This is a genomic window from Acidovorax sp. NN32, from assembly GCF_057597245.1.
Map to the genome: position 1 here is coordinate 1,081,714 of NZ_CP199679.1, position 13,298 is coordinate 1,095,011.

Annotated in this window: 11 protein-coding genes; 10 read left to right on the plus strand and 1 reads right to left on the minus strand. The window is 51.9% G+C overall.

Translation table 11 applies throughout. The features are described 5' to 3' along the window. Window positions 1-308: 308 nt before the first annotated feature. From ACT89O_RS04990 to ACT89O_RS05030, 9 genes are all read left to right on the plus strand, one after another. The gene (locus tag ACT89O_RS04990; RefSeq protein WP_487262000.1) at window positions 309-1,763 is read left to right on the plus strand and encodes a mannose-1-phosphate guanylyltransferase/mannose-6-phosphate isomerase; all 1,455 of its coding nucleotides are present in this window, start codon (window positions 309-311) and stop codon (window positions 1,761-1,763) included. Between the two features lie 29 nt (window positions 1,764-1,792). Beyond that, a complete protein-coding gene (gmd, locus tag ACT89O_RS04995; RefSeq protein WP_487262001.1) occupies window positions 1,793-2,884 on the plus strand; it encodes a GDP-mannose 4,6-dehydratase in 1,092 nt (363 codons plus the stop codon). A 10-nt stretch (window positions 2,885-2,894) separates the two neighbouring features. Continuing rightward, window positions 2,895-3,989 carry a DegT/DnrJ/EryC1/StrS family aminotransferase gene (locus ACT89O_RS05000; RefSeq protein WP_487262002.1) on the plus strand — a complete coding sequence of 365 codons (1,095 nt, stop codon included), beginning with the start codon at window positions 2,895-2,897 and terminating at the stop codon, window positions 3,987-3,989. Continuing rightward, window positions 3,989-5,509, plus strand: coding sequence for a hypothetical protein (locus ACT89O_RS05005; RefSeq protein WP_487262003.1), 1,521 nt, complete (start codon window positions 3,989-3,991; stop codon window positions 5,507-5,509). Before ACT89O_RS05000 ends, ACT89O_RS05005 begins: the two co-directional genes overlap by 1 nt. A gap of 4 nt (window positions 5,510-5,513) precedes the next feature. Then, the gene (locus ACT89O_RS05010) at window positions 5,514-6,296 is read left to right on the plus strand and encodes an ABC transporter permease (protein WP_121507487.1); all 783 of its coding nucleotides are present in this window, start codon (window positions 5,514-5,516) and stop codon (window positions 6,294-6,296) included. Further along, the gene (locus ACT89O_RS05015) at window positions 6,293-7,042 is read left to right on the plus strand and encodes an ABC transporter ATP-binding protein (protein ID WP_121507486.1); all 750 of its coding nucleotides are present in this window, start codon (window positions 6,293-6,295) and stop codon (window positions 7,040-7,042) included. The genes ACT89O_RS05010 and ACT89O_RS05015 overlap by 4 nt, the downstream gene beginning before the upstream one ends. A gap of 23 nt (window positions 7,043-7,065) precedes the next feature. Beyond that, a complete protein-coding gene (locus ACT89O_RS05020; RefSeq protein ID WP_487262004.1) occupies window positions 7,066-9,339 on the plus strand; it encodes a glycosyltransferase family protein in 2,274 nt (757 codons plus the stop codon). A 182-nt stretch (window positions 9,340-9,521) separates the two neighbouring features. Continuing rightward, window positions 9,522-10,979, plus strand: coding sequence for a glycosyltransferase (locus ACT89O_RS05025; RefSeq protein WP_487262005.1), 1,458 nt, complete (start codon window positions 9,522-9,524; stop codon window positions 10,977-10,979). Beyond that, window positions 10,976-11,593, plus strand: a complete 618-nt coding sequence (locus ACT89O_RS05030; protein WP_487262006.1) for a NeuD/PglB/VioB family sugar acetyltransferase — start codon at window positions 10,976-10,978, stop codon at window positions 11,591-11,593. Before ACT89O_RS05025 ends, ACT89O_RS05030 begins: the two co-directional genes overlap by 4 nt. A 129-nt stretch (window positions 11,594-11,722) precedes the next feature. On the opposite strand, the gene ACT89O_RS05035 is transcribed toward ACT89O_RS05030, so the two are convergent. Continuing rightward, window positions 11,723-12,643, minus strand: coding sequence for a right-handed parallel beta-helix repeat-containing protein (locus ACT89O_RS05035; RefSeq protein WP_121507482.1), 921 nt, complete (start codon window positions 12,641-12,643; stop codon window positions 11,723-11,725). A gap of 267 nt (window positions 12,644-12,910) precedes the next feature. Between ACT89O_RS05035 and ACT89O_RS05040 the strand changes: the two genes are divergently transcribed. Beyond that, complete coding sequence (locus ACT89O_RS05040; RefSeq protein ID WP_487262819.1) at window positions 12,911-13,267, plus strand: DUF2304 domain-containing protein; 357 nt, start codon at window positions 12,911-12,913, stop codon at window positions 13,265-13,267. Window positions 13,268-13,298 lie beyond the last annotated feature (31 nt).

A 13,298-nucleotide genomic window follows, 5' to 3' on the forward strand; every position in this document is an offset into this window, starting at 1 on the left:
AGAGCGGCACACTTTTTGGTGGCCGATATCCCGTCGCAACGAGGTCTTGTGGATTGATCCGCTCGGTCATAGCGGACAGCCGAACCTTCAGACTGGGGGAAGGAAACCCGATGTAACCTTGGCTGGCGCGTATAGGGGCAAAGATACAATGCGTTAAAGAAGTGCCGGACCGCTAGACCGGTGTCAAGTCTTCTTCTACGCGTGCGGCGCAGAGTCTGCCGCCATGGCTCCCCCAATTTTGAACGGGTCAGTTTCCAAGCGGTTAGGGCCGCAGCGAACACTGAAGCGCTCCTTTTTTGTCCCTTTTCATGAAGCACACACTGGTTCCTGTCGTCTTGTGTGGAGGTTCCGGCACCCGGCTGTGGCCTTTGTCGCGTGAAACCTATCCGAAACAGTTTCTGGCTTTTAACGGTGAGTTCACCTTGCTCCAGGACACCGTGTTGCGTCTGCACGGACTGCCAGAATGCGTTTCGCTGACACCGCCTGTGCTCGTATGCAACGTCGAGCACCGTTTTCTCGCCGCTAGTCAGCTGGTTGCCGCCAAAATAGACAGCGCAAGCATCGTCCTGGAGCCTTCGGGGCGGAACACGGCCCCTGCCCTTACCCTCGCAGCCTTGCAAGCTTGTCGTGACGGGGGTGACCCGATACTGCTGGCCATGCCTGCGGATCATGTGTTCACTGATCGGCCCGCCCTGCACGCTGCAATCCTTCGAGCTTTGGGGATAGCTGCGCAAGGTGCCATGGTCACGTTTGGCATCGTGGCGGACAGGCCCGAGACGGGTTATGGATACATTCAGCGGGGCACAGAGTATGAGCCCGGGACTTACCGTGTCGCCAATTTTGCGGAGAAGCCTGATGGTGATACCGCCCAAAGGTACATCGACTCAGGAGAGTATCTGTGGAACAGCGGGCTCTTCATGGTGCGTGCAAGTGTCTGGCTGAAAGCGTTGGGCGCTTGCAATCCGGAGATCCTCCAGGCGTGCACCCGTGCGATGGCGGAGGCGAAGTGCGATCTGGATTTTGTACGGCCTGAGGTGAGCGCCTTCTCGGCTTGCCCGTCGGATTCCATTGACTACGCCGTCATGGAGCGTCTGCCGAAACGCCCAGACCTGGATATTCCTGCGTGTGTCGTACCGCTGCAGGCCGGGTGGTCTGACCTTGGCGCCTGGGATGCCTTGTGGGAAGTCCTGGGCCATGACGCCAATGGCAATGCCGTAGTCGGCGACGCAGTGTTAACCGATTCGACTGGGTCACTAGTAATGACGAGCAGCCGTCTGGTTGCAGGCGTTGGCTTGAAGAATATCGTGGTGATTGAAACTCCCGACGCCGTACTTGTTGCCGACAAGTCACAGACCCAGAGCGTCAAACATGTCGTGGCTCACCTCAAAGCGCACAAACGCGCTTTGGCGGACACCCACCGGAAAGTACATCGGCCTTGGGGTTGGTACGACAGTATCGACAGCGGTGAGCGGTTCCAAGTCAAACGCATCGTGGTCAATCCTGGTGCAAGCCTCAGTCTGCAAATGCACCACCACCGCGCCGAACACTGGGTGGTTGTTAAGGGGACGGCTCAGGTCACCAATGGGGACAAGGTCTTTCTCTTGGGGGAGAACGAATCGACTTATATCCCAGTGGGCCACATTCACCGACTTTCTAATCCCGGAAAAGTACCGCTTGAGATTATTGAAATCCAATCGGGAAGTTATTTGGGGGAGGATGATATCGTGAGATTTGACGATACTTACGGGCGGATGTGCTCCTAATCTAAGAAATCTATATTCTGGAGAGTGAATTGAAAAAGAAAATAGCACTTATTACTGGCATTACAGGGCAGGATGGAGCGTATTTGGCCGAGTTGTTGCTCAGCAAAGGCTACTCTGTTCATGGTATTCGCCGGCGTGCTTCGTTGTTCAATACGGATCGTATTGATCATCTGTATCACGACCCCCATAGCGAAGGGCTGGATTTAACGCTCCATTATGGGGATCTCACAGACTCCTCCAGTCTTATTCGTATTGTCCAACAGGTTCAACCAGACGAAATTTATAATCTCGCGGCCCAAAGCCATGTCGCGGTGTCGTTTGAAGAGCCCGAATACACAGCCAATTCCGATGCCTTGGGTACGTTGCGCATACTAGAAGCCATACGTATTGCCGGTTTGGAAAAGAAGTCCCGCTTTTATCAAGCATCTACCTCTGAGCTTTATGGCTTGGTGCAGGAGGTTCCCCAAAAGGAAACCACCCCGTTTTACCCTCGATCTCCTTATGCGGTCGCAAAGATGTACGCCTATTGGATCACGGTGAACTACCGTGAAGCATACGGAATGTACGCTTGCAACGGTATTTTGTTCAATCACGAATCTCCCTTGAGGGGTGAGACTTTCGTAACACGCAAGATCACGCGCGCACTTGCGAGAATCAAACTTGGATTACAGGAATGCCTGTACCTCGGGAATATGAACGCTCTGCGCGACTGGGGTCACGCGCGCGATTATGTAGAGATGCAATGGCTAATGCTGCAGCAGGAAACAGCGGAAGATTTTGTAATTGCGACCGGAGAGCAGCACTCAGTTCGCGAATTTGTGGATCTTGCAGCGAAAGAGATCGATATCCAAATCCAGTGGCAGGGGCAGGGTGTGGAGGAAAAAGGCTACGACACGGCAACGGGTAAGTGTATTGTGGCGGTCGATCCCAGGTATTTCCGTCCCTCAGAGGTTGAAACACTCCTTGGCGATCCAACCAAGGCCAAGCAGAAATTGGGCTGGGTACCGACTACCACTTTCGCCGAGCTGGTTTCAGAAATGATGCGGGAAGACCTTAAGGAGGCACAACGCGACGAGCTGGTCAAGCAGAATGGTTTTAAATACTTCAACCATCACGAATGATCGGCCAGACATGATTCCGGTATACCAACCTTATTTCAACGGACGCGAAAAAGAGTACGTCAATCAGTGCCTGGACTCCACTTGGATTTCCTCCAAGGGGGAATTCATTGGCAAGTTCGAGTCGGCCTTTGCAAATTATGTGGGTGCGCAAGGAGGTGCAACCAGTGTCTGCAATGGCACCGTGGCCATTCATCTGGCCCTGGCCGCATTGGGCATTGGTCCTGGCGATGAGGTCATTGTGCCAACCTTCACCTACATTGCTTCGGTCAACACCATCATCCAAACGGGCGCAACTCCCGTATTTGTGGACTCGTTGCAAGCTACATGGCAGGTAGACCCCGAAGATATACGGAAAAAAATAACACCAAGAACCAAGGCGGTGATGGCCGTTCATTTGTATGGGCAATCCTGTGACATGGATCCGATTGTTCAAATTTGCAAAGAGAACAATCTTCTCTTGGTTGAGGATTGCGCTGAGGCCTTTGGTAGCTATTACAAAGGGCGACATGTTGGCACCTTTGGTGATGTCGCCACTTTCAGCTTCTTTGGCAACAAAACCATTACCACGGGCGAAGGAGGTATGGTAATTGCCAAAGATGCAGCAGTGCTAGCGAAAGCATTTCACCTGAAAAATCAAGGCGTATCGTCAAGCCGGGAATATTGGCACGATATCGTTGCCTATAACTACCGAATGACTAATATCTGTGCCGCGATTGGATTGGCACAGCTGGAACAAGCAGACGTCATTCTTGAAAAGAAACGCCAAATTGCACTTTGGTATGAAGAAGCCCTGCAGGGATTGCCGCTGGAGGTGCATCGTGAAGAGTCCGGAACGACACATTCCTTCTGGATGTGCTCCGTTCTGGTGAACGATGCCACCCAACGTGACGGGCTTCGCCAGCACCTGCGCGAGCAAGGCGTTGAAACACGGCCCGTTTTCTATCCTGCGCACACCATGCCTCATTGTCAGGCTGAAGGCGTATTTCCTGTTGCTGAATATCTAGGGGCTAGAGGAATCAATCTGCCGAGCTTCCCCGCGCTTGCGTTTGAAAATGTACAAGATATCGCTAAGCACTTGCGACTGTTTTTTGAGAATCTTGTGTAATGAAGTATGCGCTAGTCGCCACCACTGGCTATATTTTGCTGGTCGATCTAGATTCGAAGCGCGTTACCCCTTTGAAAAAAGATCAGCCAGAATATTATGGAATATCCTGGTTCCCGGGAGATTCGGAGCTGGTTCTTTCACATTCAGGTGTGAATAATTCAGATCTCATCGACATAGCATCTTATGCCCAATCTGAACAGGGCTGGCTCTCCAAAGGTAATCAGAGTGGGAGGCGTTTCTTATCTGCTCCTCACCAGATATTGTGTGCGCCTGATGGTCGAATTATTTGTACGAACACGGGCAGAAATGTTATTTCGATAGTTGACTTGAATCGTCTTAATCTATTTCAAGAGGCGGGTATCAGTAACGCGCGATGGGACCGATTGTCGCTGGAAAAAATTACAGGCGATCACCTGAATTCCGTATTTCTCCAGGATGATCAACTGTTTGTAGTAGCGCATGGCCACAATAAAGGCTCTAAGTTGGCTGTTTTTTCATACCCGGATCTTGACTTGTTATCAGTCACTCCTCTCGGTGAGAGAACGGGGCTTCACAATATTTGGATCACCTCTGAAGGCCAGCGTATAAGCTGTCATTCCGAAATTGGGGCCCTGATCGATATCGATTGCGCAGAGCCTCTTTGGGAATCAGGCTCACCTGTATATACGCGCGGGCTGGCTGCTACCGATGATTACGTGCTTGTAGGAGAGAGCCAAAAGACCGGGAGAGATTTGCGTCGCAATTCGCTGAGTGCGATTTGGGTATTGGATCGAAAGCAATGGCAAGCGATTGACTACATCTGCTTGGGGCCTTATGGAGCAGTGAATGAGGTGAGATTGTTGGATGTACCCGATCTAGCCCACCATGGCACTCCATTGCATAATATCCAGAATTTCCTCGCGGAAAGTGGGTTCCGGGATCTTCCCCCGGCTGAAATGGAAAAAAGCGAAAAAAATGGCCAGAATTTTGCAATGTCTAATGCCGATTTGGTTCAGGGCAAGCTTGATTTGGCTCGCGCTGTTTGGGGCGGGAAAGCCACCTGGTCGTCATACCCTTTGGTCCTCGGGTCACCAGAAACGTTAAATGATGGAAGTAAGCGAGCCGCTGTAGATAACCTGTGCCTAGCTTTGAAAAAGGACTCTGATAATCAATCTATGGCGTGCTTTTCCTATGCCCTTGAAGCTGGGCAGGTGTCGCATGTCTCTGCAGTGCTTGGTTACACGGGTAAGGGTGGGGATACCCATATGGCTGCATTACTGATTCAGAGTTCGGTCGGAGGAGGGGTATTGTCTGCATGGCGCCACAAAGGAGACGGGTGGAGGCAGTTGACGGAAATTGCAAATGTATTTGGACTTCCTCTGGAGGGAGATGTTCAGCTAAAAACTAGCCATTTGACGGCGATTCTATCTGTAGGAGGTACCGAGATATTGCGTCTGGATGCATCCACGTTGGGGCTGGACCACTGCAACAAAGGGCTGGGTATTCGATGGATAGGTGCAACGGTCAAACCACTGGATTAGTTTAATGAATCGATACTGGAAAGGGATATGGCAATCCCGCTATTTTTGGACCCATCTCGCTCTGGCTGATCTGCGCTCGCGTTGGCGGCGTTCCTTCTTTGGGGCCTTGTGGTCAATTATTCAACCCCTCGGCATGACGGCGTTACTGGCGGTGGTGTTCAGCCAGATGTTCAAGTCAGACATCACAACTTATGCCCCTTACATTCTCTCTGGCTTGATTGTGTGGGAATTTGTGGTTGCCAACGTTACGGGGGGAGCCCTATCGTTCGTTCAGGCAGATGCATATATCAAGCAGTGTAAACACCCATTGGCCATATATACCCTCCGCACCGTTTTAGGGAGCCTGGCTGTTCTGATGTTGGCAAGCGTTGCTCTGTTTGGATGGTCGCTGGTTGTGCTTCCGCAGAACTTCGGCTGGAGTTGGTTGGCGACGCTCACCATCTTCCCTGTTTTGGGTCTGATCGCGTGGCCCTTGGCTACGACACTGGCGTATATTGGTGTGCGCTTTCGGGACGTGCCCCACGCTATGGGGCTATTGATGCAGGCCTTATGGTTTATATCGCCGGTCTATTTTGAAGCCAAAATGTTTAGGCAAGGGGGGATGGGTTTTCTGGTGGACTTCAATCCCATTTACCACGTGCTCCAGTTGGTTAGAGCGCCGTTGCTGGAGGGGGCATGGCCTACCGTCGAAAACTACAGCTATTCCTTTGCAATAGCTCTGGTGTTTGGTCTTTTCGCCTGGTTGGTGGGGCGGAAGGCTGAGAGCAAGGTTATCTTTTATTTATGAACCAGCCTGAAATCAATCTTCAAGCAGTCAATCTGCATTATGCATCGGTTGCGTTCAAAGAGCGTTCGCTTAAATCTTTATTATCACGGCCGTTTGGGAAAAGTGGTGCACGTGAGATCAAAGATGTTCATGCGCTCAAGAATATAACTCTTGAAATCAAAGGTGGAGAGCGTGTGGGGCTCCTGGGGCACAACGGCGCTGGAAAAAGCACTTTCCTCAAAACCGTTGCCGGTTTGTATCCAGTCTCCAGTGGCCAGGTCAATGTTCGAGGGCAGGTGCGTTCGCTATTTGATTTGAGCTTAGGGTTCGAGCCGGATGCTACCGGTCGTGAAAATATTCTATATCGGGGACTGTTGTTGGGATTAACGCCGCGGTTCATGCGTGAAAAACAGGCCGAGATCGTTGAATTCGCAGATCTCCGGGAATTTATAGATTATCCTATTAAGACATATTCTGCAGGCATGCAAGTGCGATTAGCATTTGCTATATCTACTGCGGTTGGTGGGGATATATTATTGCTGGATGAAGTTATTGGGGCGGGGGATGCGAATTTTATGGGTAAAGCGAGGCAGAGAATTGCGGAGTTGATTGAGCGCGCAGAAATTCTTCTGCTGGCTTCTCATGATTTTGGCGCCCTTAATAGCCTTTGCCAGAGAGGATTGGTTTTTCACCGTGGTGAGATAGTTTTTGACGGCTCCATTTCCAAGGCGGTAGTCGAGTACAAGAAGGTGAATAATATTCCATGAGGAATGATCAGCCCTTGCGTGTAATGTGGTTGCTTAACCACACGTCAGCACGAAAATTCGAGATTCCAATGCTGAAACGCATTGGCGTGGAGCAGATATTCCAGCCAAAAATATTTCCAGCTGACCCAAGCTTTCGGAGTGCAAATGTTGACTTCTCAGAGGACGATAGACTGGCTATATCAGTGCATGATCTGCAGGTTTTAAATGCGGCGGATTGGTATGCTGGAGCAAGTCAAGATGCCTGGGAGATTGCAAATCGACACTTTGATGTTGTTTTCTTGATATTGCATTCAGCGGAGGTTTTGGTATCTGCTGCGAAGTATTTTCGTGGGGCCATCGTTTTAAGGGCGTTCGGGACGGAAAAACCAGTCACTTATGAGAAAATAATAGCGCACTACGGAATCGCTTCAACTGTGAGGGGTTTGGGTGGGCGATTCTATTTTGGTGAGGCCTATCCACATCTGGGGGATCAAGAGGCTAAGTATCTTCGTGACAGAAGATGCTATCTGCCTTTGGGTATGGAAAGTGTTGATTATAAGGATAGCTGGGAAGGTGCGCTAAAACAGGTTGTTTTTGTCTGCCCAGATATTGGATTCAATTTTTACTATCGGCAGATATATGAATCGTTTTGCCGAAGTTTTGGGGATCTACCCTATATCGTCGCTGGCGCACAACCGATTCAAGTGGATGACCCGAGGGTTCTCGGCTTCGTGAGCAATGAGCAGCATGCTCATAACATGACTCAAAGCCGCGTTATGTTTTATCACAGCCAAGAATCACATCATATTCATTACCACCCCTTTGAGGCTGTTCGCATCGGCATGCCGCTTGTATTCATGGGGGGCGGTATGTTGGATCGGATGGGCGGCTCGAAGCTTCCGGGGCGTTGCGAAACCATCCGTGAAGCGCGGCTAAAAATTGAACGTATCCTGAATGACGACCAAGATCTGATCCGGAGCATCCGAGGAAGTCAAACGATGCTTCTGGATGCGATGAATCCAGCGAACTGTGAAGGTGCATGGCAGGCTGGTTTTGCCCGCATCGCCTCAGAACTCGCCCTGGCGCGCGCAGAACAAGCGCGTCGACCCCTCGTGACGAAGCGCAAACGCATTGCGGTGATCTTGCCTGTGGGGTATCGCGGTGGCAGCCTACGAGGCGCGTTGTTGCTAGCCAAGGCGCTGTATATCGGCAGTCGCCAAGCAGGAGAGCCGACAGATGTTGTGTTTCTGCATCTGGACGACCCTGCGGTGTATTCGACAACTGATTTTGATGACTTGGCCGAAGGGGTCCAGCGAAGACCATATAAGTGGAAGTCCCTGCGAGCTGGCGAGGCACGCCGTGCCATGCGGTACGCGGGCTTTCCGGAGTGGGAGCCCCTAGTGCAGCAATACCTCGTGCCCGACGACGGAATTCAGCAGCTGCAAGATTGTGACCTTTGGCTTGTCGTCAGCGACCGTTTGTCGAGTCCTTTGCTTCCACTGAAGCCCAATGTGCTCATGGTGTATGACTATTTGCAGCGCTATGAAGCCGTCATGCCGCAGGGCGCGGACTACTTTTTTCTACTGGCTGCTCAGTCTGCTGCGCGCGTGCTTGTGACCACAGACTTCACTTGGCGAGACGCAACCCAATATGCGGGTCTTCAGCCTCGCTTGGTTCGTCGGGTTCCTATGTTGGCGCCTGAGTTTCCCATACGTAGGGCAGCCCACAATAAGGAACGAGGTTCGGGTCGGGGCTACTTTATCTGGACCACCAATGCTTCCCTGCACAAGAATCATGCTCGCGCGGCGCAGGCCTTAGAGATCTACTACGGCGAATTGGGCGGAAAGCTGGATTGCCGCGTTACGGGGGTCAACACCCGGGACATGCTGACCAGTCAGACTCCTCATTTGCGAGAAATGGCCAAGGTCTTTGAACGCAGTGAACTGTTGAAGGCGCGGGTTCAGTGGTGCGGCGAGTTGTTAGACGCCACTTATCGCGAACTCGTGGAAGGGGCCGTGTTCCTATGGCATGCAGGTAATATTGATAACGGAACGTTCAGCGTGATTGAGGCTGCTTGCTTGGGGGTTCCATCGCTGTCCAGCGACTATCCCGCTATGCGTGAGATGGATACGCAGTTTGCACTGAACCTCGCGTGGATGGACGCCAAGTCTCCCCGCGATATGGCGGTTCAGCTTAAGCAAATGGAGTCTGACGCCCCTGGCAGGCGTGCCCACCTGCCTTCACCACAACAACTTGCCGGCCAGAGTGTGGAGGCGCTTGCACGCCAGTACTGGGAAGAGGTGCGCTCGTGCCTGTAAAAGAATACGGAATTTACGTCGCATATCCCCCCACGGTTGATTTGAGGGTGGAAGGTCTAGGTAGATACTTGGCGGCATTTCTCAAAGGGGCGGAGGGGCGCACTGACGTGCGCTTCACGATTGTTTGCCCCAGTTGGTCTCATGATTCATTGGAACAGCTATTCCTGAGCGAGGACGTTCCCATGGATCGCGTGCGCGTCATTGGACCTAAAGGAAAGCCGTACGCGCTCTACGTTTATGAGGCCTGGAAAAGTTACCTGAAACGCGAGCGAGGTTCGAGCTGGCTTCGGCGTCTGTCTCGTGGCATGGATAAAGTAGCCACTAGGGCGCAGATGCGCTTAGAGCGGCGGGGCATCACGGTAAACAGCTTATCCACGCTTTTGATGTTCTGCGTGGAGGCGCTGCCAGTGGGGGCCCTGCTTCTGATGCTGGCTCCCCTGTGGATTCCCATGCTGCTGGTCAATCGCTGGAAACCTCTCCTTCAACGCGGATTTCAGCGGCTGGCTCCCAGAATTGCTGTCAAAAGAGCTCGGCTGAAAGCTTTGCTGGATGAGCCGCAAGGGATAGGACTTGTTCAGCGTCTGTTTGCTGACATGGAGCACTCTGAGTCCCAGCGCATGCAGAAAGTCATTGAGCGGCTGCACGAGGTAACAGCTTGGTACTGCCCTACGGCCTTCTGGCCAGCGTTCAATGAGATCAAGGCCCCAAGGTTGATGTGTGTGCCGGATGTTGTATTGACTGATTTTCCCGTGGGTTTCTCATCGGTCAATGGAAACTACACTCTGCAGGTTTTTGAGAAGGTTCAAGAATCGATTCATTCTGCACACAACTTGGTGACCTACAGTGATGCAGTGAAATGGGGTACGCTGGTGGATCGCTATGGCGTTGATGCGGAAAAAATTTCTGTGATTCATCATGCTGCCAATAAATTGAACCGCTCTGTGGAAATTACAGGGTTTCCCGACACCAAAAAAACGGCAAAGCACCATTGTCAGAAGCTGCTATTCCAAGCACTACTACGTGCCACCAATATTGACTATACCTCTGGACTGGTCAATGGAGAGCTGCAGTTTATATTCTATGCGAGTCAGTTCAGGCCGAATAAAAATATTATTACCCTGCTTCGGGCATATGAGTATCTTTTGCGTAATCGCTATATTTCGCATAAACTGATATTGACTGGGCATCCGCGTTCGGCACCTGAGATACAAGATTTTATTTCTATCAATCGATTAGAGAATGATGTTCTATGCTTGCCCAAGCTCAGTATTGCTGAGTTGGCTGCTTGTTACAAGCTGGCGACATTGGCTGTTAATCCAAGTCTGAGCGAAGGAGGATGTCCCTTTACCTTTACTGAGGCGCTGTCCGTTGACACTCCAGTGGTTATGGCGCGTATACCGGTCACAGAGGAAGTTTTGACAGATCCTCAATTGCAAGAGATTAGTTTTTTTGACCCTTATGATTGGCAGGACTGCGCACGGCGCATTGAATGGGGACTTGCTCATCCGCAGGAGTTGCTAGCACGGCAGCGCATAACCTATGATCAACTTAGCCAGCGTTCCTGGTCTGATGTTGTGAATGAGCACATCGAAGTTCTGGACCGAATTTCCAGGGTAGATCGAATCAAGAATCTGCAATGATGTCTCAAAAACTGATAATTTTCGGATATGGTGGCCATGCGCGTAGTGCAGCCGATTTGGCGCTGGCATGCGGGTACATCAGTTTATTGTTTGTCGACGAAAATGCACGGCCTGGGGAGAGTTTTTTAGGGCATTCCGTAGTTTCGTCTCTGGCGATAGATGATTTTCAAGAATATAGCGCTTTTCCCGCTGCCGGTGACAATAAACGCCGAAGTCAGCAGTGTCTGGCTATTGAGCAGCTGGGTTTGCCTTTGGTTTCCCTTGTTTCTCCGCTCGCCAGTGTGGGGGTTGGAAGTTCCATCGGAGCAGGCTGCTTCGTAGGCCATCATGCGCACATCGGTCCTTTGGCGTCCATAGCCACTGGTTGTATTGTCAATACGGGAGCTGTCGTTGAGCATGAAGCTCAGGTTGGCGAGTATGCCCATATCTCAGTGAATAGCACGATTGCCGGAAGAAGCAGCTTGGGAGCATATTCAATGCTGGGGGCTGGCGCTGTCATCATCGATGGCGTGTCAGTTGCCAGCGGAGTTATGGTGGGTGCGGGAGGCGTGGTGCATCGATCAATAGCCGAGCCAGGCATCTACACAGGTGTTCCGGCTCGAAAGAGCAAGTAGATGGATGAATTGACTTAGGTGGCGTGTGCTGGATGTTTGCGAGAAGTCGGAAAAGCCATCAGCATGATGTGCGGGCACGGCAGCATCACATAAAAAAGGCTCCTTGATGGAGCCATTTTTATTCGCTGCTTACTGCAGACTCAACGTGCTTGTAGGTGCTCCGTTGCCGCCATAATTTCCAGAATTCCTATTGTTCCCAAAACTCCGGATTTGTCCTCCCGATAATGTTTCTAGGCCCAGTCCGGTGTTGTTGGTAATGGTGCTGGACGAAATGCGAATTGACGATTGCGCACCAAACGAGCGCACACCACTTTGAATATTGCCGTCGGAGACCGAATTTTCGATGCTCATGCTGACAGGGCGCGATACGCTATTCGAAATAAAACCTGCATTGGTATTGGAGCTCACGATCGTATTCACGATGGATACGTCGCTTCCGTCATCAGCCCGGATACCGCGTTGACTTTGGTCGATACGAGTGTCGGAAATAGATACGGTAGCCAATGTGGCCGGACCAGGAACGATCCAGATGCCCCCGCCACCACAGTGGTCACCGAGAAATTTGCGAATGGCGAGATTGCTATCTGCCGGGGTTGTAGGTGCAAAATTGACGCATTGGCCGGTAACTCGGGACACTCTGACATTGTCGAGGATGACTCCCGCCGCGCTCAAGACATTGATGCCGTTGATGCCCGTGCCCGCACCGTCGATGACAACATTGCGAATGACAACATGTGCCGCCGCGTTATTGATGATGATGCCATTTGTCCCGGCAGAGAGTATGCCTCCAGCCTGCCCACCTGCCCCATCAATAGTGATGCTCTTGGTGATTGTGACTGCCCCAAAACCACCTGGGTCAAGTACGTTGATGGCCCCGTTGGTTGCAGTTTTGGAGATTGCACCCGCAAAGGTTTTGCAAGGAGCCGTTCGGCTGCAGGGATTTGCGTCGTCTCCTACCCCAGACACCCACGTACGCGTGGCTTGAGCATGGGCTGCGGACGCGGCCAGAAGAAGGCCGCAGATGAAGATGTAAATGTTGGGTTTGCGCATCGGAACCTCCAGTTGGATATTTGCTATCACTACTCTCTGTAACGCGTGCTGAGCTTACGCTGAATTAACCGCTTTGCAAGTGATGTTGGTACCAGTTGGTGTCCTAACGATCTAGCGGCCTGAAGGAGGGAAACGGTTTGTGGGCGAACGTTAAAATCCATCGCTCCGTTCAGAGGTTTGGATGCCTAGGTGACGGGGCGCATTGCGAATGTGGCCGGCGGACGCACAGGCGTCTGCATGCAACTGGTTTTCTTACAACACTCAATCATGGCGCCACTTCAAATCACGACCACCTTGCTGGGCATCGGCCTTGCTGCCGTCATTCTGCTGCTCGTCCGGCGTGATCACCTCTACCTTCTGCACGGCCTGTTCTGGATATTGGTCGCGGGGGCTGCGGCCGTCTTGGGAGTCTGGCCGGGTCTGATTGATCGTCTCGCGGTGGTGGTGGGCATCAGTTACCCGCCCGCTCTGCTTTTGCTGGTGGCTGTGGTGATCGTCCTCGTCAAGACGCTGCACACCGACATCGTCAATACCCGGGTGGAAAGAGATGTGAGGCGCCTCAACCAGCGGCTTGCCATATTGGAGGCGGATAACGCTGCTTTGCGAGAACTCCGGCAGCGTTAGTTGTCGCCGAAAGCAGGCATCGGAGGGGCGT

Excerpts from the sequence above, each read along its gene's own strand:
- ACT89O_RS04990 (WP_487262000.1), top strand. The coding sequence starts at position 309 with ATGAAGCACACACTGGTTCCTGTCGTCTTGTGTGGAGGTTCCGGCACC.
- ACT89O_RS05000 (WP_487262002.1), top strand. The coding sequence starts at position 2,895 with ATGATTCCGGTATACCAACCTTATTTCAACGGACGCGAAAAAGAGTAC.
- ACT89O_RS05005 (WP_487262003.1), top strand. The coding sequence starts at position 3,989 with ATGAAGTATGCGCTAGTCGCCACCACTGGCTATATTTTGCTGGTCGAT.
- ACT89O_RS05010 (WP_121507487.1), top strand. The coding sequence starts at position 5,514 with ATGAATCGATACTGGAAAGGGATATGGCAATCCCGCTATTTTTGGACC.
- ACT89O_RS05015 (WP_121507486.1), top strand. The coding sequence starts at position 6,293 with ATGAACCAGCCTGAAATCAATCTTCAAGCAGTCAATCTGCATTATGCA.
- ACT89O_RS05020 (WP_487262004.1), top strand. The coding sequence starts at position 7,066 with ATGTGGTTGCTTAACCACACGTCAGCACGAAAATTCGAGATTCCAATG.
- ACT89O_RS05025 (WP_487262005.1), top strand. The coding sequence starts at position 9,522 with ATGGATCGCGTGCGCGTCATTGGACCTAAAGGAAAGCCGTACGCGCTC.
- ACT89O_RS05030 (WP_487262006.1), top strand. The coding sequence starts at position 10,976 with ATGATGTCTCAAAAACTGATAATTTTCGGATATGGTGGCCATGCGCGT.
- ACT89O_RS05035 (WP_121507482.1), bottom strand. The coding sequence starts at position 12,643 with ATGCGCAAACCCAACATTTACATCTTCATCTGCGGCCTTCTTCTGGCC.
- ACT89O_RS05040 (WP_487262819.1), top strand. The coding sequence starts at position 12,911 with ATGGCGCCACTTCAAATCACGACCACCTTGCTGGGCATCGGCCTTGCT.